Genomic DNA, 20,419 nt, shown 5'->3' on the forward strand with positions numbered 1-20,419 from the left:
ACGGATCATCTGGCCGCGCGGTTGGCCAGCAGCCGGCGCGGGTCCCAGCGGAGTAGCCGGTACCGGGCGTCGCCGGTGGTGGCCACCACCCGCGAGGACGTGTCACTCACCGCCGTCCGCCAGCGCAGCAGCACCGACGGGGGCAGCACCGTGGCCAGCAGCCTGGTCCGCCGGTCGGCCCGGGCGGCGAGCACGCCGCGGACGCTGCGCAGGGCCGGGGCCAGTTCCTCACCGGCGAGCGGGTCGCGGGCGTAGCGGGCCCGCTCCTCGGCGCGCCCGAGCAGCCGTGCCGCCGCCGCGGCGGCGGCGTCCTCGGTCAGCGCGTCGGCGGCCAGGCGCTCGGCCGTCGCCCGGGGGGTCTCCGTCCGGTCCACCCGGACCCGGTAGTCGACCAGGGTGTCGAGCAACTCGTCCCAGGCGGCGTGCGCGTCCGCCCGGGCCCGGTCGGGGTCCACCCCGACCACGATCGTCCGCTCGACGCCGTCCCGGCCGGTGCCGGCGTCCACCATGGTCGCCGTCGGGACCGCCGCCACCCGGGTGCCCCGGCGTCGGCGCAGCGCCGCCCGGCGCAGTGCCGGCACCGCGAGCAGGCCGAGCAGGACCAGTATCCCCGCCGTCCACCAGGGCCAGACCGGGGCCTGCCGGGTGGGATCGCCGGCCCCGACGGCCAGGCCGGCGTCGGTCTCCCGGTCGGGCCGGTCCGGGCCGGCGGCCTCCGTCGAGGGGTCGTTCTCGCCCGGGGTGACCGGCGCGCCGGGCTCGGGGGTGACGGACTCTGGGGCGTCGGTGTCCGGGGCCCACGCCGAGCGGGTCGAGCCCTGCACCCCGTACGCCGGAGTGGCGTCGAAGGGCACCCAGCCCATCCCGTCGAAGTAGACCTCCGTCCAGGCGTGCAGGTTCCGGTTGGTCAGCACGTACCCCTCGTCGGTGCGGCCCGTGCCGTTGGTGAAGCCGAACGCCACCCGGGCCGGGATGCCGGCCGCCCGGACCAGCCACGCCATCGCCGCCGCGTACTGCTGGCAGAAGCCGGCCTTGTTGTTGAGGAAGTCGACGATGTCCTGCCCGCTGGTGCCGCCCTTGGTGGTCAGGCTGTAGGAGAAGCCGTTGTCCGAGGAGAAGTAGTCGTAGATCGCCCGCACCTTGTCGTAGTCGGTGCGCTCGCCCCGCACGAGGCCGGCGACGAGGGTGTCCACCTGCGACACCGGCGGGGTCGCGGTCTGCCGGAGCCGGAGCGGGTGGTCGGCCGGCAGGGAGGTGGCGCGGCGCAGCGCCGCCGGGCTGTACGTCGACCGGACGTAGTCGAACGAGTAGCGCTTCTCGCGGGAGTCGTCCCGGTTGGAGAAGACCAGTTGGAGGGCCGGGTCGTACCGCCAGTTGCCGCCCAGCTCCTCGATCCGCACGGGCTCGCCGTAGACCGGCAGCAGGGGCATGGCGAAGTTCTTCGTCGTCTCCACGGTGGCCCGATACCGCCGCTGCTCGACGCCCTCCCGGGCCTCCTGAGGCGGGTCGGGCAGCCCCCGGGTCACCGCCTGGCCGGTCGGGTTGCCCACCCGGAAGCCGTCCGCCTCAAGCTGGTCGGCGACGCCGAAGCGCAGGTAGAACGGGCCCGACTCGCTGGTGGTCACCTTCACCATGTCGGCGACCTCGGACTGGTTGAGTTCGCCGCTCAGCGCGGCGAACAGGTCGACCCGGCCCGGGTTGCCGCCCTGGCCGGCGCGGCCGGTGCCGTTGCCCGTCCCGGAGCCGAGGGTGTCGAGCAGCCCGCCGGTCATCCCCGGCACGGCCAGCGGCAGCACCACCGCCAGCGCGACCCCCACCACGGCCAGCCGGCGCCCGGCGGCGGCCAGCGGGGACGACTCCCACACGTCGACGTCCCGGCCGTCACCGGTGAACCGGCGACCGAACCGGCGCACCCGGTCGACGTTGTCGGCGACCAGCAGCCAGAGGTAGCCGGCGGCGCCGACCACGAACGGCACCGCGGGGACGCTGTCGACGTACACCGCGACCGGCACCGAGTAGATGGCGAGCATCGGCAGGCCGGCCAGCGCCGGACGGCGCAGCCCGACGGAGAGCACGTCCACCACCAGCGCCACCCCGCCGATGCCGAGCACGCTGACGAACAGCAGCGGGGGGGTGTCGGGCACCTTCACCCGGTACGAGCGCATGTCCTGCGCGGACGCCCCGACCAACTCGCCGAAGTGGGCGAAGGTGGCCGGGGTGGGCACCAACGCCACCAGCTCCCCGCCGCTGGGGAAGATCCAGGTCAGCGCGAGCACCAGCCCGGCGAGCATGCCCAGCGCCTGCCCCCACAGCGGTGCCCGGACCAGCCGGGTCAACGCCGCCGCCCCGGCCACCACCGCGACCGCGATGGTGGCCTGGATGAGCCAGGTCCAGCGTTCGAAGATGGCCGACAGCGGTGCCGCCGAGAGCAGGGTCGCGCCGGCGGCCACGAAGCCGAGGTTGCGGGTCGCGGTCACGGGACCACCCTTCCGGTCTCTGTCACGCCCGGCGCGCCGGGCCCCTCACCCGCCCCCGCTCGGGAGGCGTCACCGCACGCCCCCGCTCGGGAGGCGCCACCGCACGCTCCGGCCGGGGCGTCGGTTCGCCACCCCGGCCGGAGCGTCACTTCACGCCGCCCGCGACGGTCTCGGCCAGCGCCGCCCGCAGGGCGAACCCCTGCGAGCCCCGGCCGGCCTGCGGCCAGAGCGCGGGCAGCCGGGCCCCGTGGTCGATCCCGATCACCCGCCACCCGTTGCGCACCAGGGCGAGCGCGGCGGCGCCGTGCGCGTGGTCGGCCTCGGCCCGGGCCCGGGCCGGCAGGTTCAGCCAGGTGGAGCTGTTCAGCAGGAAGCCGACGCAGGTGGCGCCGTTGCCGCGCAGCCCGGCGAGCAGCTCGGCCTCGGCGGTGCTCAGCGAGCCGAACAGCGCGATGATCAGGCCGCCGTCGGCGCGCTGCCGGACCCGCTGCACCAGCGTGGTGATCTCGCCGCGCGGATCGAGCCGGACCTCGGCGAGGTGGTCGAGGAGCACGCCGTCCCCGGTGCCCTCGGTCGCGTCGACGTCCGCGCCGTCGCCGGTGACCAGGCGCAGCTTGTATCCGGCATGGCGCAGGTGCACGGCGATGCTGGCCGCAGCGGAGACGGTCCACTCGAAGCTCGCCGTCGGCCCGTCGCCGCGGTGGCCGTACCCCCGGGTGTCCAGGACGACGGTGGCCCGGCTCTCCCAGGGCTGCTCCTCGCGGCGGACCATCAGCTCCCCGGTGCGGGCGGTCGACTTCCAGTGCACCCGGCGCAGGTCGTCGCCCATCCGGTACTCCCGGGTCGCCGCGTCGTCCTCGCCGTGCACCGCCACCGAGCGGGCCCGGCTGTCGCCGCTGCCCGCGTACTCGCCGGGGAGCCGGACCGAGGGCAGGGCGGTGACCTGCGGGATCACCGTGAGGTGGTCGGTGCTGGGGAAGCCCCGGCTCAGCTCGCACAGCCCGAACGGGTCGGTCAACCGGACCACCAGCGGGCCCACCTCGTACCGGCCGCGCACGTCCGCGCGGACGGTGTACGCCACCGAGCTGGCCTGGTGCGCGCCGAGCCGCTCCAGCACCACCCGGGGCCGGCTGCCCAGCGCGTACGGCAGCCGGTCCTCCAGCAGCAGGGTGCCGGTGGGCAGCCGGGACATGTTCTGCAACCGCAGCACCACCCGGGAACTGGCCCCGACCGGCACCCGGTGCGGCTCCAGGGACCGGTTGCAGGCCAGCTTGTACCGGCTCCGCCCGACGTACGCGGCGGCCAGCAGCGGCAGGATGGCCAGCAGCACGGCCACCCGGAGCAGGTCCTTCTCGCCGAGGATAACGGCGGAGACGCCCGCGGCCAGCGCCGCGGCCAGGAAGGAACGGCCGCGGGTGGTCAGCCCTCGGAGCCCGTCGCGCACGGTCACCGCCGCCGGGGCTCGTACGGGGCTCGGCCGTTGCCCTCGCCGGTGGGCCGGGTGTCGTACGGGGAGCGCTGGCGGTCGTGCGGCAGCGGGAGCCGGTGCACCAGCTCGGACACGATCGCGTCGGTGGTACGCCGGGCGAGCTGGGCGTCGGCGGTCGGGATGATCCGGTGGGCGAGCACCGGCACCGCGAGCGCCTGGAGGTCGTCGGGCAGGACGTAGTCGCGCCCCTCCAGGGCGGCGACGGCCCGGGCGGTGCGCAGGAGCTGGAGGGTGGCCCGGGGGGAAGCGCCCAGCCGCAGGTCGGGGGACTCCCGGGTGGCGGTGACCAGGTCCACCGCGTACTGCTTCACCGCGTCGGCGACGTGCACCTCGCGGACCGTGGCGATCAGCCGGCGGACCGTGTCGGCGTCGGAGACGGCCCCGAGATCCTGGAGCGGGTCGGCCGCGCCGTGCCCGTCCAGCATCGCCAGCTCGGCCGCCGGGTCCGGGTAGCCCATCGCGATCCGGGCGGTGAACCGGTCCCGCTGCGCCTCGGGCAGCGGGTACGTCCCCTCCATCTCGATCGGGTTCTGGGTGGCGATCACCATGAACGGGGTCTGCAACTGGTAGGTGACGCCGTCGACGGTGACCTGCCGTTCCTCCATGCACTCCAGCAGGGCGGACTGGGTCTTCGGCGAGGCCCGGTTGATCTCGTCGCCGACGACCAGGTTGGCGAAGACCGCCCCGGGACGGAACTCGAAGTCGTGGGTCTCCTGGTTGTAGACGCTCACCCCGGTGACGTCGCTGGGCAGCAGGTCCGGGGTGAACTGGATGCGGCGCACCGAGCAGTCGATCGACCGGGCGAGGGCCTTCGCCAACTTGGTCTTTCCGACGCCTGGGACGTCCTCGATGAGGAGGTGGCCCTCGGCGAGCAGGACGGCGAGGGCGAGCCGGACCGTGGCGGTCTTGCCCTCGATGACCTGCTCGATGTTGGCCACGATGGCCTCACTGGCGGCGCGGAACTCGTCGTGCGGCAGCAGACCGCCAACCTCGTCCCAGGTCTGTTGTGTCACGGGCCTCCTCCTCGTCGCCGGAACGGCAGCTCTGTTACAGAGCACCTGGACCCGCCGTTGGGTTCGCAGCGGGAAGAGTCTCGTCTGCCGCAGAAATCTCACTGGCCTCTCAGGCTAACCATGTTTGTCGTGATCGCCGACCCCCGCAGGAAGTCGGCCGGTTACGCCCCGAATATTCGCCGGACGGGGGAAACAGACCCTCCTCCGTCGGTGAACGGGCCGGGTCGGCGTCCTGCCTCCCGGTGGCGGGCGACGTGGCCGCCCGGCCGGCGGGGTACACTCCCCGACATGGCCGGAGTCTTCCAGCTTCTTACCGGGCCGTGCTGATGCGCTGACGCGCGACAGCACGGCGGCCCCTCCTGCGCGAGGGGCTTTTTTGTGCCCTTCGCCGGCCGTGGCCCGGCCGCCGGGCGGCATGACCCCTCCGTCGGGCGGCCGGCGGCGGGGCGGGCCGGCTCCCCATACCGACATGACCGCGCCGAGCGAGGTCAGCAACCAGCCCGGCCGTGGCGTGGCCGGCGGCGACGAGCGAAGCGAGGAGACGCCATGAGTGAGGCAGCATCGACGGGCGACATCCCCCCGTACCGGTACACCGCGGCCCTGGCCGACGAGATCGAGCGGCGCTGGCAGGACACCTGGGAGCGGGAGGGCACCTTCCACACCCCGAACCCGACCGGACCGCTGGCCGACCCCGACCACCCGCGGGCCGGCGCGGAGAAGCTGTACGTGCTGGACATGTTCCCGTACCCGTCGGGGGCCGGTCTGCACGTCGGGCACCCGCTGGGCTACATCGGCACCGACTGCTTCGCGCGGTACCAGCGGATGGCCGGGCGCAACGTGCTGCACGCGATGGGCTTCGACGCGTTCGGGCTGCCCGCCGAGCAGTACGCGGTGCAGACCGGCACCCACCCGCGCACCACCACCGAGGCGAACATCGGCCGGTACAAGGCACAGCTACGCCGGCTGGGGCTGGCCCACGACGACCGCCGCTCGGTGGCCACCATGGACACCGACTTCTACCGCTGGACTCAGTGGAACTTCCTGCAGATCTTCAACTCCTGGTACGACCGGGAGGCGAAGCGCGCCCGCCCGGTCGCCGAGCTGATCGCCGAGTTCGCCGGCGGCACCCGGCCCACCCCGGACGGCCGCCCCTGGGCGGAGCTGACCGTGGCCGAGCGACGGGCGGTCGTCGACGACCACCGGCTGGCGTACGTCTCGGAGGCGCCGGTGAACTGGTGCCCGGGGCTGGGCACCGTGCTGGCCAACGAGGAGGTCACCGCCGACGGCCGCTCGGACCGGGGCAACTTCCCGGTGTTCAAGCGGAACCTGCGGCAGTGGATGATGCGGATCACCGCGTACGGTGACCGGCTGCTGGAGGACCTGGACACCCTGGACTGGCCCGAGCCGATCAAGCTGATGCAGCGCAACTGGATCGGCCGGTCCACCGGCGCGCACATCGACTTCCCGACCGCCGTCGCGCCGGTCCGGGTGTTCACGACCCGGCCGGACACCGTCTTCGGGGCCACCTACATGGTGCTGGCCCCCGAGCACGAGCTGGTCGACGCGCTGGTGCCGGCGGCCTGGCCGGAGGGCACGAGGGACGCCTGGACCGGCGGGCACGCCAGCCCCGGGGCGGCCGTCGAGGCGTACCGCAAGGCGGCGGCGGCCAAGACCGACGTGGAGCGGCAGTCCGACACGAAGGAGAAGACCGGCGTCTTCGTCGGCGCGTACGCCACCAACCCGGTCACCGGCGGGCAGATCCCGATCTTCATCGCCGACTACGTGCTGGCCGGCTACGGCACCGGCGCGATCATGGCGGTGCCCGCCCAGGACGAGCGGGACTGGGCGTTCGCCGAGGTTTTCGACCTGCCGATCGTGCGGACGGTGCAGCCGTCCGAGGGCTTCGCCGGCAAGGCGTACACCGGGGACGGCCCGGCGATCAACAGCGCCGCGCCCGAGCGCGGCCTGGACCTGAACGGCCTGGGGGTCGCCGACGCCAAGGCGGCGATCATCGCCTGGCTGGAGGCCAACGGCCACGGCACCGGCGCGGTCACCTACCGGCTGCGCGACTGGCTGTTCTCCCGGCAGCGCTACTGGGGCGAGCCGTTCCCGATCGTGTACGACGAGACCGGGGCCACCATCGCGCTGCCGGAGGAGATGCTGCCGGTCGAGCTGCCCGAGGTGGACGACTTCTCCCCGAAGACGTTCGACCCCGACGACGCCGCCAGCAACCCGGAGACCCCGCTGTCGCGCCGGCGCGACTGGGTCGAGGTGGAGCTGGACCTGGGTGACGGGCCGAAGCGGTACACCCGGGAGACCAACGTGATGCCGCAGTGGGCCGGCTCCTGCTGGTACGAGCTGCGCTACCTGGACCCGACCAACGCCGACCGGTTCGTCGACGCCGAGAACGAGCGGTACTGGATGGGCCCGCGCGCCGAGGGCGACTGCGGGGGCACCGACCTGTACGTCGGCGGCGCCGAGCACGCCGTGCTGCACCTGCTGTACGCCCGCTTCTGGCACAAGGTGCTGTACGACCTGGGCCACGTCTCGTCGTTCGAGCCGTACCGCAGGCTGTTCAACCAGGGCATGATCCAGGCGTACGCGTACACCGACGCCCGGGGCTCCTACGTGCAGGCCGAGGAGGTCGTCGAGCGCGACGGCGGCTGGTTCCTGGACGAGCAGGAGGTGCGCCGCGAGTACGGCAAGATGGGCAAGTCGCTGAAGAACGTGGTCACCCCCGACGACATGTGCGCCGCGTACGGCGCGGACACCTTCCGGGTGTACGAGATGTCGATGGGCCCGCTGGAGGTGTCCCGCCCGTGGGAGACCCGGGCGGTCGTCGGGTCGTACCGGTTCCTGCAGCGGGTCTGGCGGGCCGTCGTCGACGAGCAGACCGGCGAGCTGCGGGTCACCGACGACCCGGCCGACGAGGCCACCCGGCGGCTGCTGCACAAGGTGGTCGACGGGGTCCGGGGCGACATGGAGGGGATCCGGTTCAACACCGCGATCGCCAAGCTGATCGAGCTGACCAACGGGCTGACCCGGCTGCCGGCCACCCCCCGCGAGGTGGCCGAGCCGCTGGTGCTGATGGTCGCCCCGTTCGCCCCGCACGTCGCCGAGGAGCTGTGGCGCCGGCTGGGCCACGACGCCTCGCTGGCGTACGCGGACTTCCCGGTCGCCGACCCGGCGCTGCTGGTCGCCGAGACGGTGACGTACCCGGTGCAGATCAACGGCAAGGTCCGCGGCCGGGTCGAGGTCCCCGCCGACGCGTCCGAGGACGACGTCCGCGCGGCGGCCCTGGCGGCGGTGGCGTCCTCGCTGGCCGGCAAGGACCCCCGCAAGGTCATCGTGATCAAGGGCCGGATGGTCTCCATCGTGGCCTGACCCGCGCCCCTCGCCCCCCTCGCCGTAGCGGGCGCAAATTCACGGAAAGAGTGGCCTCCCGACGCGGGATGGCCACTCTTTCCGTGAATTTGCGCGGATCTTGTCGGGGGGTCAGTGGGTCAGTGCGTCAGGGGGTGTGCGGCGTTCGGCGCGCCACCACTGGTGGAGCAGCGCCGCGCTGGCGATCAGGCCGAGGCCGGCCGGGGCGACGGCGTACCAGTTGACGTCGCCCGGCGAGGTGGCCGCCGCGCCGAGTGCCGCGTAGCCGAACGCCGTCGGGGCGGAGGCGAGGACGCTGCCGGCCAGGAACGGCAGCACCCGGGCGCCGGTGGTGCCGTAGCCGTAGCTGACCAGCCCGTACCCGGAGATCGGCAGCAGCCGGACCGTCATCACCCCGAGCACGCTCTGCCGGGCGAACCAGCCGTCGAGGCGGGCCAGCCGACCGCGCACCCGTCCGGCGACGAACTCCCGGCCCAGCACCCGGCCGACGGTGAAACCGATCGCCGCGGCCAGCAGCGCCGCGCCGAGGGCGTAACCGGCCCCCGGGAGAGGGCCGAAGATCGCCCCCGTGGCGAGGGTGACGAAGGTGCGGGGGACCAGGGCGACCAGCAGCAGCGCCCCGCCGACGACCGCCGCGACCGGGGCGTACCCGCCGAGGGAGTCGGCGAGCCGGGGCAGCTCCGCCGCGTCGGGCCGGGGCACCGCCGGCAGCAGCGCCGCGAACCCGGCGAGCAGGAGCAGCAGGAGGGCGAACCGGCGCGCCGCCGGCTGCCGGAGCAGCCGCCGGACCGCCGGGATCATGCCCGGGCGGCGGCCACCGCGGCGCGGCGCTCGGCGCGGAGCCGGTCGGCCCAGGTGTCGTCCAGCGGCGGGAGCTGGTGCGCGCCGGTCGCCCAGCGCAGCAGCAGGTCGGCCAGCGCCGGGTTGCGGGCCAGGGCCGGGCCGTGCGAGTACGTGCCGAGCAGCTTGCCCCGCCACGCGCCCTCGGTGGCCCCGTCGTTGCCGACCCCGGCGGTGACCCGGGCCAGCGGGGACACCCCCGGGCCGAGGTGGGTCCGGCCGCCGTGGTTCTCGAAGCCGGTGAGCGCCGGCACGCCGAGCCGGGGGTCGATGTCGCCGGCCAGCTCGCCGACGGCCCGGGACGGGCCCCGGTCGGAGGAGAGGTCGAGCAGCTCCAGCCCGGTGCACTGGGCGCCCTTGGCGAAGAAGGAGGTGCCGAGGAGCTGGTAGCCGGCGCAGACGCCGAACACCACCGACCCCTGGGCGACGGCCCGGTGCAGGCCGCCGTCGGCCCGCAGCCGCTGCGCGCCGAGCGCCTGGGGGCCGTCCTCGCCGCCGCCGATGAGGTAGATGTCGGCGGTGGCGGGCAGCCGCTGGTCGGAGCGGACCTCCAGCACCTCCACCGGCATTCCGCGCTGCTGCGCCCGGCGGGCCAGGATCAGCATGTTGCCCCGGTCGCCGTAGGTGGACAGCAGGTCGGGGTAGATCCAGACGATACGCAGGCTCTCAGTTGACACGGTCCAGCTCCGCTCGGATGTCCTGGAAGGCGGTGTAGTTGGCGATGACCTCCAGACGGCCGGGCGGTACGGCCCGGACCGCCTCGGCGAACGCCCGCACGTGCTGGAACGGCACCCCGTTGACGTCGAGGCGGACCGCCAGGTCGTACGCCCGGTCGCCGGTGATCAGCACCTGCCGGCCGCGCAGCGGGGCGAAGTCGACGTCGAACAGCCAGGAGGTGTCCAGCCCGTCGGGGTCCCGGGCGTTGATGGACAGCAGTGTCGGGGCCACGTCGGCCATCTCGAACGCCTCCAGCCAGCTCGCCGGGTTCTTCGCCAGCAGCAGCCGGATGTTGCGCCCGTCCCGGTCGACCTGGGCGTAGCGGCCGGCGACCGAGGTGACGGAGCCCAGCCGGGAGACCGCGTCGACCGGGCGTACGCCGAACTCGGCGGCGACGGCCAGGGCGGTCGCCGCGTTGCCCAGGTTGACCTTGCCGGGGAGCTGGAGGGTCACCTTGTGCCAGGCCCCGGTGGGGTCGAGCACGCCGTCGTCCTCCACCGTCCACTGCGGGCCGGGGCGGCGCAGCGGGCAGCCGCTGCACCACCACTGCTCGCCGGAGCGCTGGATGGTGTGGCCGCACTCGGGGCAGACCCACGAGTCGTCGTGCCAGCGCTGGCCGGCGCTGAACCAGGTGACGTGGGGCGGCCGGACGCCGCGGGCCGGGTCGCCGGGCGGGGTGGCGGCCCACACCACCATCGGGTCGTCGGCGTTCGCCACCACCCGCACGTCCGGGTGGTTGACCAGCGCGGCCCGCCAGAGCTGCGCCATCATGGCGACCTCCTTGGCCCGGTCGAGCTGGTCCCGGGAGAGGTTGAGCAGCGCCACCACGTGCGGCTCGGTCGCCTCCAGGACCTGGGCCAGGTAGTGCTCGTCGACCTCCAGGACCGCGTACGGGGTGCTGCCGGCCTTGGCCAGCGCCGAGGTGTGGCCGGTGGGCATGTTGGCGCCGAAGGAGTTGGTGGCCACCCGGCCCAGGACGCCGACCGCCGCGGCGGCCAGCCGGGTGGTGGTCGTCTTGCCGTTGGTGCCGGAGACGAGCGCGATGGCGCGTCCGGCAGACAGGTGGGCGAGCAGGTCCGGATCGATCTTCAGGCCGATCCACCCGCCGATCACCGAACCGTCACCACGACCCGCGGCTCTCGACAGCGCCGCGGCGGTCCGCGACACCGAGCTGGCCACCTTCGCCCGCAGGGGCATCTTCGCGTCCGTCACGCGAGCGAGGTTACCGGACCGCCGCCCCCGCCAGATCGCCGCCGACGGCGAACCGTTCGGCCGGGGACGCCCGGCGGACGGCCAGCGCGTGTTCGACCGGACGGAGTCGATCTATGTCGGGTAGTGGACGCCCCGTCGGGGGCGCTCCGGCCCTCCACTCCGCTCCACCCCCTCTGACGTGCTGTTTTGCGTTCGGAAACGCCGCGCCGCGCGGGCGATTCTGGTTGCAGGTGGAGGGAAGTGGAGTAGAGTGGGGCCCAATGGTGAGGCCGGGAGGGCCCCACCGGCCCGGGGGGAGGCGGCGCCGCGAACGCCGCTGAAGGGCGAGGGGGTTGGGCCGATGTTTCTCGGCACTCACACCCCACGCCTGGACGACAAGGGCCGGTTGATCCTTCCGGCGAAGTTCCGGGATGAGCTGGCGGGGGGTGTCGTGATCACCAAAGGGCAGGACCGCTGTCTCTACGTCTTCCCGATGCCCGAGTTCCAGCGCATCGCCGACCAGTTGCGCGCGCAACCCATGACGCACAAGGCGGCCCGGGCGTACAGCCGGGTCTTCTTCGCCAGCGCGCACGACGAGGTCCCGGACAAGCAGGGCCGGGTCACCATCCCGGCCCATCTGCGGGCCTACGCGGCGCTCGACCGGGACCTGGTGGTGATCGGGGCGAGCACGCGGGTGGAGGTCTGGGACAAGGCAGCCTGGGAGACCTACCTCGCCGAGAGCGAAGACGACTTCGCCGACATCGAGGAGGGGGTGCTGCCCGGCGGTCTGTAGGGCGTGACGACGTCCGACGTACTGCGAGATCTCCAGCCGCTTTCGAGTTCCTGGCGCCCCTTCCCCGGTGCCAGGCGCACGATCTCATCGGAGGGCCGCGGCCTCCGGCGGGCGGGAGCGGATGGGGATCTGGCGGTACGACGGAGGCGTCGTGGCGACGGCAGGCGCGGAGAGAAACGGACGATTCAACCAGTGGGGGTCGACATGGGGGAGCTTCGCGGCACGCACGTGCCCGTGCTGCTCGAGCGGTGTCTCGAGTTGCTGGCCCCCGCGCTGGACAGGGGCGACCGCACGATCCACGTCGACGCCACGCTGGGCCTGGCCGGTCACGCCGAGGCGGTGCTGCAACGGCATCCGCGCACGGTGCTGATCGGGCTGGACCGGGACACCGAGGCCCTCGCGCACGCGCGGGTCCGGCTGGCCCGGTTCGCCGACCGGGTCCACCTCGAACACGCCGTCTACGACGAGCTGCCCGAGGTGCTGGGCCGGCTGGGCTACCCGGCGATCGACGGCGTCCTGTTCGACCTGGGCGTCTCCTCGCTCCAGCTGGACGCGCCCGACCGCGGGTTCGCCTACGCGCAGGACGCTCCGCTGGACATGCGGATGGACCAGACCCGTGGGGTGACCGCCGAGGAGGTGGTCAACAGCTACCCGCACCCGGACCTGGCCCGGGTGCTGCGGGTGTACGGCGAGGAGAAGTTCGCCGGGCGGATCGCCTCGGCGATCATCCGGGAGCGCGAGCGGGCCCGGATCACCTCGTCGGCGCGGTTGGCCGAGCTGGTCAGGGAGAGCATCCCGGCACCAGCCCGACGAACCGGGGGACACCCGGCCAAGAGAACGTTTCAGGCTTTACGGATCGAGGTAAACAGGGAGCTGGCAGCGCTGGAGACGGCGCTGCCGGCCGCACTCGACAAGCTCGCCGTGGGTGGTCGCATGGTGGTCCTGTCCTACCACTCGCTGGAGGACAGGCTCACCAAGGCGGCCCTCACCGACCGGGTCCGCAGCAAGGGCCCGGTCGACCTCCCGGTCGAACTTCCCGGGTTCGGTCCGACGTTCCGGCTGCTCAGCCGGGGCGCGGAGCTGCCCGGGGAGGCGGAGGTCACCGCGAACCCGCGCGCCGCCTCGGTGCGCCTGCGGGCCGCGGAACGGATCGACCCGGAGGCGGAGCAGCAGGGGCGGGCCGACCGCGAACGGTCCCGCCGGCGGGTCCGGGCGATGCACCAACCGGGGTCGGCGGGATCGGCGGATCCCCGGCCGGCGCGAGACGACGACGCAGGGACGGACGAAGAGGGGGAGGGATGATGAACGTTGACAAGCGCGACGGCCGGGACACCGGCGTCGGGCAGCGCGCACCGCGGTCGGGGGGCCGGACCGCGGCGCAGCGGACCACGCGGACCGGGGTTCCGGCGGCGGGGGCCGGCCGGCTCGACCGGCAGCGGGAGACTCGCGCCCGGGGGGCGCGCGAGTTCCCCACCAGCGGCAGCGCCGCGCTGCGCCCGGCCGAGCGGACCAGCCCGGCAGCAACCCCGTCGCCGCGGCTGCGGGTCGCCCCGCCGCCGCCGGTGTCGGTGCCGCGGGCGCCGTTCGTCGCACTGATCCTGGTGCTGGTCGTCGGCGGGGTGCTCGGCATCCTGCTGGTCAACACCAAAATCAACGAGAACTCGTTCCGGATCGAGCGGCTCCAGCAGCAGCAGGCGAAGCTCGACGTGGACGAGCAGCAGTTGAAGAAGGAGATCGCCGACGCGAAGGCCCCCGGCAACCTCACCGCCGCCGCCAAGCGGCTGGGCATGGTCGAGGCCGAGGAGCCGGCGTACATCCGGCTGCCGGACGGCCGGATCATCGGCGTGCCGCAGCCCGCCAACGGCCAGCCCTCGGTGACCAGCCAGCAGGGCGCGGGAGGATAGCCGGTGCCGCCGAGATCGGACGAACCGCGCCGGGACCCCACGGGCTCCCGGCGCGGTTCGTCGCGCTCGACGGGCGGGCGGGGCGAGCCGCGCTCCGGCGAGCCCGGCGTGGGGGGCATCTCCGACGCGCGGGCGTACACCCCCCGGGGGCGGACCATCCGCGAGGAGCGCGGCGCGCTCGGCCGGCCGAGCGCCGGGGGCGCCGAGCAGCGGCGTACCCCCCGGGGCACCCGGGCCGGCGGCGACCCGTTCCGGCCGGCGTTGCAGGTGCTCGACGGCGGCCGGGCCGGCGCGACCCGCGCGGGCCGGCGGGAGAGCGCCCCGACCGGGCGCTCCGGGGTGGTCCGGACCGTCCAGGCCCGACCGTCCCGGGCGCTGCCCGACGACGACTTCGACGCCCCACCCGCGCCGCGTCGCCGGCCCGGCCCGCGCCGCCCGGACCGGCCCGCCGCCCGGCGCGCGCCGCGCAAGCCGCGCAAGCCGCCCCGGCTGGCCGACCCCCGGCGCCGGCTGCGCCTGGGCACCCTGCTCGTCCTCGCGCTGTTCGCCGCCATCGGCATCCGGCTGGTCGTCCTCCAGACCGTCGACACCCCGGCGTACGCCGGCGGCGGGGTGGCAGGCCGGCTGACCGGGGTCGACCTGCCCGCCCCCCGGGGCGCGATCTACGACAGCACCGGGGCCCCGCTGGCGCAGAGCGTCGAGGCCCGGTACGTCTTCGCCGACCCCACCCGGGTCAAGAACCGCACGGCGACCGCCCGGGCGCTGTCGCCCCTGCTCGGCCTGCCCGCCTCCGAGCTGGCCGCGCGGATGAAGCCGCGTACCCGGGAGAACGGCCGCGCCTCCCAGTTCGAGTACCTGGCGCGCGGGGTGTCCATCCCCACCGCCAAGAAGATCATGGCGCTGGACCTGGCCGGCATCGGCGTGCACCGTGACGAGCGGCGCGAGGTGCCCGGCGCCGACCTGGCCGCCAACCTGCTCGGCTTCACCAGCCAGGACATGGTCGGCCTGGAGGGGTTGGAGGCCCGCTACGACGACCTGCTGCGCGGCGAGAACGGCCGCCGGGTGTACGAGGTCGGGCAGGGCGACCTGGGCGCCCCCATTCCGGGCGGTTACAGCAGAACCACCCCGCCGAAGCCGGGCAACTCCCTGGAGCTGACCATCATCCGGGACCTCCAGTTCAAGTCGCAGCAGGTGCTCCGGGGCCAGATGGTCAAGGCCCAGGGCAGCGTCGGCGTCGCCATCGTGCTCGATCCGCACACCGGGGAGGTGCTGGCCCAGGCCAGCCACCCCACCTACAACGCCGCGAAGCCCGACGAGAGCGAGCCCACCGACCGGGAGGACGCCGCCACCAGCTTCGTGGTCGACCCCGGCTCGATCCACAAGGCGATCACCTTCGGCGCGGCGCTCCAGGAGGGCGTCGTCACGCCGGACACCGCGCTGCCGATCGCCGACACCATCCGCAGGGGTGACACCACCTTCCGCGACACCCACCCGGCGAACGGGCAGAAGATGAGCCTCGCCGGGATGCTGGCGTACTCGTCGAACGTCGGCACCATCGAGATCGCCGGCAAGCTCGGCCCGGACCGGCTGATCGACTACCAGAAGCGCTTCGGGCTCGGCCAGCCCACCGGCGAGGGCATGCCGGGCGAGGCCAGCGGCCGGCTGCTCCCCGCCGAGCAGTGGAGCGAGTCGTCGTACGGGTCGGTGCCGATCGGGCACAGCGTCGACGCCACCCCGCTGCAGATGGCCGCGGCGTACGGCGCGATCGCCAACAACGGCACCTACGTGCAGCCGCACCTGATCAAAGAGGTGATCAGCGGGAAGGACGGCAGCCGTACCCCGGGCAAGGCGCCGGTCACCCGCTCGGTGCTCAGCCCGCAGAACGCGGCGGCGCTGCGGACCATGCTCCAGGCGGTCACCACGGTCGACGGGGCCACCGGGCTCGCCGCGGCGGTGCCCGGCTACCAGGTGGCCGGCAAGACCGGCACGGGCATCCGCTACGTCGACGGCAAGCAGCAGCCCGGGGAGGTCGGCTCGTTCATCGGGATGGCCCCGGCGGACAACCCGCGGTTCGTGGTGGCGGTCTTCGTGTGGAGCCCCGGGGGCGGCGGCGGGGCGGTCGCCGCGCCGGCCTTCCGCGAGATCATGGGCTTCACGCTCAGCCGGTACCGGGTTCCCCCGTCGGCGGCCAAGCCGCCCAAGTTCGAGGTCTTTCCGCGCTGACCAGGCGCGGGGGGACATCATCGGTGAGTGGGGACGAACCACCGGGGCGGCTGTGCGGTCGGGACCGGACGACCGGGTAGGGTCTGACGCCGTGCCCGGCAATCCACGCCCCCGTACCGTGACCGGACTCCGGCTCGGCGATCTCGCCGACCGGCTCGCCGTCGAGCCGCCGCCAGGCGCCGCCGACGTCACGGTGACCGGGGTGACCCACGCCAGCCAGGAGGTCCGCCCCGGCGACCTGTACGCCGCGCTGCCCGGCGCCCGCCGGCACGGCGCGGAGTTCGCCGCCGGCGCGGTGGCCGCCGGCGCGGTGGCCGCCCTGACCGATCCGGCCGGCGCCCCGGCGGTGGCCGCTGCGGGCCTGCCCGCGCTGGTGGTGCCCGACCCCCGCGCGGTGCTCGGTGGCCTCGCCTCCGCCGTCTACGGCGACCCGACCGCCGGGCTGACCGTCATCGGGATCACCGGCACGGCCGGCAAGACCTCCACCGCCTACCTCGTCGAGTCGGGGCTGCGCGCCGCCGGCCACGTGACCGGGCTGATCGGCACGGTGGAGACCCGGCTGGGCGACCTGGTGGTCGACAGCGTGCGGACCACCCCGGAGGCCACCGACCTGCACGCCATGCTGGCCGCCGCCCGGGAGCGCGGCGTGACCGCGCTGGTGATGGAGGTCTCCAGCCACGCCCTGGCGATGGGCCGGGTCGGCGGGGTGCGGTTCACCGTCGGCGGGTACACCAACTTCGGCTCCGACCACCTGGACTTCCACGCCGACTCGGCGGACTACTTCGCGGCCAAGGCGCAGCTCTTCGACGGGCGCTGCGCGGTCGAGGTGCTCAACCACGACGACCCGGCGCTGCGCCCGCTGTTCAGGCCCGCCACGGTCAGCTACTCGGCCGCCGGCGACCCGACCGCCACCTGGTACGCCAGCGACGTCGACGGCGAGGGCTACGCCCAGCGGTTCGTCGCCCACGGCCCCGGCGGGCTGACCGTGCCGGCCGGGGTGGCGCTGCCCGGTCGGCACAACGTGGCCAACGCCCTGCTGGCCATCGCCGTGCTGGTCGCCGCCGGGGTGGACGCGGCGACCGCCGCCGCCGGGGTGGCCGCCTGCGGCGGGGTCCCCGGCCGGCTGGAGCTGGTCTCCACGGTCGGCCCGGTGCGCGGGGTGGTCGACTACGGGCACAAGCCGGACGCGATCGTGGCGGCCCTGGCCGCGCTGCGCGAGCTGAGCGCCGGGCGGCTCATCTGCGTCATCGGCGCCGGCGGCGACCGGGACCGGGGCAAGCGGCCGGTGATGGGTGCCGCCGCCGCGCAGGGGGCCGACGTGGTGGTGGTGACCGACGACAACCCGCGCACCGAGGACCCGGGCGCGATCCGGGCGCAGGTGCTGGCCGGGGCGTACGGGGCCGGCGCGCCGGCGCGCATCGTCGAGGTGGCCGGCCGGCGGGCGGCGATCGACGAGGCGGTCCGACTGGCCGCCCCGGGCGACGTGGTGGCCGTGCTCGGCAAGGGGCACGAGCGCGGGCAGGAGGTGGCCGGCGAGGTGCTGCCGTTCGACGACCGGACCGAGCTGGCGGACGCGCTGCGCGCCCGCTTCGGGGACCTGGCGGGGCAGCGGTGATCCCGCTGACGCTGGCCGAGGTGGCCGGGGCGGTCGGCGGCCGGCTGCTCGCCGCCGACCCGGCCGCCCGGGTCACCGGGCCGGTCGAGTTCGACTCGCGCAAGGCCGGGCCGGGCGCGCTGTTCGTGGCGTTCCCCGGGGAGCAGGTGGACGGGCACGACTACGCCGTCGCGGCCGTCGCGGCCGGCGCGGTCGCCGTGCTCGGCACCCGGGAGGTGCCCGGGGTGCCGATGGTGCTGGTCGCCGACGCCCTCGACGCGATGGGCCGGCTCGCCCGGGCCGTGGTGGACCGGCTGCCCGACCTGACCGTCATCGGGCTGACCGGTTCGTCCGGCAAGACCACCACCAAGGACCTGATCGCCCAGCTCACCGTCCGGCTCGGCCCCACGGTGGCACCGCCCGGGTCGTTCAACAACGAACTGGGACACCCGTGGACGGCGTTGCAGGCCGGCCCGGACACCCGGTTCCTGGTGCTGGAGAAGGGCGCCCGGGGGGTGGGGCACGTGCGCTACCTGTGCGAGGTGGTGCCGCCCCGGATCTCCGTGGTGCTCAACGTCGGCGTGGCGCACCTCGGCGAGTTCGGCTCGGTGGAGAACATCGCGCTGGCCAAGGGGGAACTGGTCGAGTCGCTGCCGGCCGACGGGCTGGCGGTGCTCAACGCCGACGACCCGCTCGTCGACGCGATGGCCGGGCGCACCCGGGCCCGGGTGGTCCGCTACGGCGAGGCGGCGCACGCCGACGTCCGGGCGGAAGACGTGACCCTGGACGGGCGGGGCCGGGCGTCGTACACCCTGGTGACCCCGGAGGGGAGCGCGCCGGTGCGGCTCGGGCTGACCGGCCGGCACCAGGTGTCCAACTCCCTCGCCGCCGCCGCCGTGGCCCGGGAGCTGGGCATGCCGTTGGCCGAGCTGGCCACCGCGCTGGGCGAGCTGGGTCTGGTCTCCACCCGTCGGATGGACGTCTTCGAGCGCCCCGACGGCGTGACGGTGATCGACGACTCGTACAACGCGAACCCGGCGTCGATGGCGGTGGCGCTGCGGGCGCTGGCCGGCATGCGTGGCGGGGGGCGGGCGGTCGCGGTGCTCGGCTACATGGCCGAGCTGGGGCCGTACGAACGGGGGGGGCATCTGGAGGTCGGCCGGCTCGCGGCCGGCCTGGGGGTGGACCGGCTGCTCGTGGTGGGCGAGCCGGCGGCGCCGATCCATGAGGGCGCGACAGCGGTAGAGGACTGGGGAGGAGAGTCGGTGCTGCTCACCGATCAGGCGGCGGCCGTCGAGGTGCTGCGGGGCGAACTACGACCGGGCGACGTCGTCCTGGTGAAGGGCTCCCGGTACCGCACCTGGGAGGTGGCCGACGCGCTGCGCGTCGACGCCACGGGCGAGGGGGCCGCCGCATGAGGGCGGTGATCATCGCCATCGGGGTGGCGTTCCTCGTCTCGCTGTTCTGCACCCCGATCGCGATCAAGGTGTTCGCCCGGCTGAAGGCCGGCCAGCCGATCCGATCGAACCTCGGGCTCGCCAGCAACGAGGGCAAGAAGGGCACGCCGACGATGGGCGGCGTGGTCTTCATCCTGGCCACCGTCATCGCGTACGTCGCGGGGCACCTGGCCCTGACCACCCTGCCGGACGCGCAGATCGCCCAGGTCGAGCCGACGATCACGGCGCTGGTCCTGCTGGGCCTGATGGTGTTCTCCGGCGCGGTCGGCTTCATCGACGACTTCCTCAAGGTCCGCAAGCGACACAGCGGCGGGCTCAACAAGCGGGGCAAGCTGGCCGGGCAGATCCTGGTCGGTGCGATCTTCGGCATCGTCGCGCTGTACTTCCCGAGCAGCATGACCGACGCCAGCGGCGCGGCCACCAACACCGAGACGGTGGGTGCCAGCACGCTGAGCTTCATCCGGGACATCCCCGCCCTGGACATCAGCAAGATCGGCGCGGTGGTCATCTTCATCTTCGTGGTGATGGCGGCGACCAACGGCGTGAACCTCACCGACGGTCTCGACGGCCTGGCCACCGGCGCGTCGGTGATGGTCCTCGCGGCGTACGCGCTGATCGCGTTCTGGCAGTACCGGCACTGGTGCGCCGACCCGGCGTACACGGCGAACCCGAACAACTACTGCTACACCGTCCGGGATCCGCTGGAGATCGCGCTGATCGCCGGGGCGGCGGCCGGGGCCTGCGTCGGCTTCCTGTGGTGGAACACCTCGCCGGCCCGGATCTTCATGGGCGACACCGGGGCGCTGGGCCTGGGCGGCCTGATCGCCGGCATGGCGATGTCGACCCGGACCATCCTGCTGCTGCCGATCATCGGCGGGCTGTTCGTGATCATCACCATGTCGGTGGTCATCCAGATCATCTCGTTCCGCACCACCGGCAAGCGGGTGTTCCGGATGTCGCCGTTGCAGCACCACTTCGAGCTCGCCGGCTGGAGCGAGGTCAACATCGTGGTCCGGTTCTGGATCATCGCCGGGATCGGGGTGGCCATCGCGCTGGGCCTGTTCTACAGCGACTTCCTGGCCGCGATGGGCTGAGCCGCCCGGGTCGCCGACCGCCCGTCGGGCGCGGCGGGCCGGCCGGGGAGCCGGAAAGGAGATCCTTTGTCGCGCGGACCGCGATGGCAGGGGTCTCCTTTCGGCGGTACGACACGCCGACCACGGCGTTCGGCGGGAACGGGCCGGCCGCATTCGCGATGATGGGCGGGTGGGGGAGGACCGAGGTACCGGCACGACGACAGACACCCAGCCGCGGCGGGCCGCAGGGGCGGAGCGCACCGC

14 protein-coding genes are annotated in these 20,419 nt (G+C 74.3%); 8 read left to right on the forward strand and 6 right to left on the reverse strand.

The genetic code is table 11. The annotated features are described in order from the left end of the window. Positions 1-5: 5 nt before the first annotated feature. The 3 genes from OOK41_RS11860 to OOK41_RS11870 form a co-directional block, all read right to left on the reverse strand. Positions 6-2,477 carry a DUF3488 and transglutaminase-like domain-containing protein gene (locus OOK41_RS11860; RefSeq protein ID WP_266264600.1) on the reverse strand — a complete coding sequence of 824 codons (2,472 nt, stop codon included), beginning with the start codon at positions 2,475-2,477 and terminating at the stop codon, positions 6-8. A gap of 145 nt (positions 2,478-2,622) precedes the next feature. Next, positions 2,623-3,921, reverse strand: coding sequence for a DUF58 domain-containing protein (locus OOK41_RS11865; RefSeq protein ID WP_117668988.1), 1,299 nt, complete (start codon positions 3,919-3,921; stop codon positions 2,623-2,625). A gap of 2 nt (positions 3,922-3,923) precedes the next feature. Next, positions 3,924-4,979 carry a MoxR family ATPase gene (locus OOK41_RS11870; RefSeq protein ID WP_266264602.1) on the reverse strand — a complete coding sequence of 352 codons (1,056 nt, stop codon included), beginning with the start codon at positions 4,977-4,979 and terminating at the stop codon, positions 3,924-3,926. 546 nt (positions 4,980-5,525) lie between these two features. On the opposite strand from OOK41_RS11870, the gene leuS reads away from it, so the two are divergent. After that, entirely contained in the window at positions 5,526-8,363 is a 2,838-nt protein-coding gene (gene leuS / locus OOK41_RS11875; protein ID WP_266264604.1) for a leucine--tRNA ligase, read from the forward strand. A gap of 111 nt (positions 8,364-8,474) precedes the next feature. Here the strand turns inward: leuS and OOK41_RS11880 are convergent, their stop codons facing one another. The 3 genes from OOK41_RS11880 to OOK41_RS11890 are packed head-to-tail and all read right to left on the reverse strand — an operon-like array spanning position 8,475 to position 11,117. After that, positions 8,475-9,164: a TVP38/TMEM64 family protein gene (locus OOK41_RS11880; RefSeq protein WP_266264607.1), complete on the reverse strand. Its 690-nt coding sequence runs from the start codon at positions 9,162-9,164 to the stop codon at positions 8,475-8,477. After that, positions 9,161-9,880: a type 1 glutamine amidotransferase gene (locus tag OOK41_RS11885; RefSeq protein ID WP_117668884.1), complete on the reverse strand. Its 720-nt coding sequence runs from the start codon at positions 9,878-9,880 to the stop codon at positions 9,161-9,163. The genes OOK41_RS11880 and OOK41_RS11885 overlap by 4 nt, the downstream gene beginning before the upstream one ends. Beyond that, a complete protein-coding gene (locus OOK41_RS11890) occupies positions 9,870-11,117 on the reverse strand; it encodes a MurT ligase domain-containing protein (RefSeq protein ID WP_117668987.1) in 1,248 nt (415 codons plus the stop codon). The genes OOK41_RS11885 and OOK41_RS11890 overlap by 11 nt, the downstream gene beginning before the upstream one ends. A gap of 355 nt (positions 11,118-11,472) precedes the next feature. Between OOK41_RS11890 and mraZ the strand changes: the two genes are divergently transcribed. The 7 genes from mraZ (at position 11,473) to mraY (ending at position 20,176) form a co-directional block, all read left to right on the forward strand. Beyond that, a complete protein-coding gene (mraZ, locus tag OOK41_RS11895) occupies positions 11,473-11,904 on the forward strand; it encodes a division/cell wall cluster transcriptional repressor MraZ (RefSeq protein WP_266264608.1) in 432 nt (143 codons plus the stop codon). A 204-nt stretch (positions 11,905-12,108) separates the two neighbouring features. Continuing rightward, the gene (gene rsmH / locus OOK41_RS11900) at positions 12,109-13,206 is read left to right on the forward strand and encodes a 16S rRNA (cytosine(1402)-N(4))-methyltransferase RsmH (RefSeq protein WP_266267788.1); all 1,098 of its coding nucleotides are present in this window, start codon (positions 12,109-12,111) and stop codon (positions 13,204-13,206) included. Next, positions 13,206-13,808 (forward strand): hypothetical protein, encoded by a 603-nt coding sequence (locus OOK41_RS11905; protein ID WP_117668882.1) that lies wholly within the window; start codon positions 13,206-13,208, stop codon positions 13,806-13,808. The genes rsmH and OOK41_RS11905 overlap by 1 nt, the downstream gene beginning before the upstream one ends. Positions 13,809-13,811: 3 nt before the next feature. Beyond that, complete coding sequence (locus OOK41_RS11910; RefSeq protein WP_266264609.1) at positions 13,812-16,031, forward strand: penicillin-binding protein 2; 2,220 nt, start codon at positions 13,812-13,814, stop codon at positions 16,029-16,031. A 52-nt stretch (positions 16,032-16,083) separates the two neighbouring features. Beyond that, entirely contained in the window at positions 16,084-17,646 is a 1,563-nt protein-coding gene (locus OOK41_RS11915; RefSeq protein ID WP_266264612.1) for a UDP-N-acetylmuramoyl-L-alanyl-D-glutamate--2,6-diaminopimelate ligase, read from the forward strand. Then, on the forward strand, positions 17,643-19,043 hold the full coding sequence (gene murF / locus OOK41_RS11920; protein ID WP_266264614.1) for a UDP-N-acetylmuramoyl-tripeptide--D-alanyl-D-alanine ligase: 1,401 nt from the start codon (positions 17,643-17,645) through the stop codon (positions 19,041-19,043). Before OOK41_RS11915 ends, murF begins: the two co-directional genes overlap by 4 nt. After that, on the forward strand, positions 19,040-20,176 hold the full coding sequence (gene mraY / locus OOK41_RS11925) for a phospho-N-acetylmuramoyl-pentapeptide-transferase (RefSeq protein WP_117668878.1): 1,137 nt from the start codon (positions 19,040-19,042) through the stop codon (positions 20,174-20,176). The genes murF and mraY overlap by 4 nt, the downstream gene beginning before the upstream one ends. Positions 20,177-20,419 lie beyond the last annotated feature (243 nt).

The organism is Micromonospora sp. NBC_01655 (assembly GCF_026339755.1).
Taxonomy (GTDB): Bacteria; Actinomycetota; Actinomycetes; order Mycobacteriales; family Micromonosporaceae; genus Micromonospora.

Bases quoted from the DNA above. Each gene is read 5' to 3' on its own strand.
- mraY (WP_117668878.1), top strand. From the start codon at position 19,040: ATGAGGGCGGTGATCATCGCCATCGGGGTGGCGTTCCTCGTCTCGCTG.
- mraZ (WP_266264608.1), top strand. From the start codon at position 11,473: ATGTTTCTCGGCACTCACACCCCACGCCTGGACGACAAGGGCCGGTTG.
- rsmH (WP_266267788.1), top strand. From the start codon at position 12,109: ATGGGGGAGCTTCGCGGCACGCACGTGCCCGTGCTGCTCGAGCGGTGT.
- OOK41_RS11890 (WP_117668987.1), bottom strand. From the start codon at position 11,117: ATGCCCCTGCGGGCGAAGGTGGCCAGCTCGGTGTCGCGGACCGCCGCG.
- leuS (WP_266264604.1), top strand. From the start codon at position 5,526: ATGAGTGAGGCAGCATCGACGGGCGACATCCCCCCGTACCGGTACACC.
- OOK41_RS11880 (WP_266264607.1), bottom strand. From the start codon at position 9,164: ATGATCCCGGCGGTCCGGCGGCTGCTCCGGCAGCCGGCGGCGCGCCGG.
- OOK41_RS11905 (WP_117668882.1), top strand. From the start codon at position 13,206: ATGAACGTTGACAAGCGCGACGGCCGGGACACCGGCGTCGGGCAGCGC.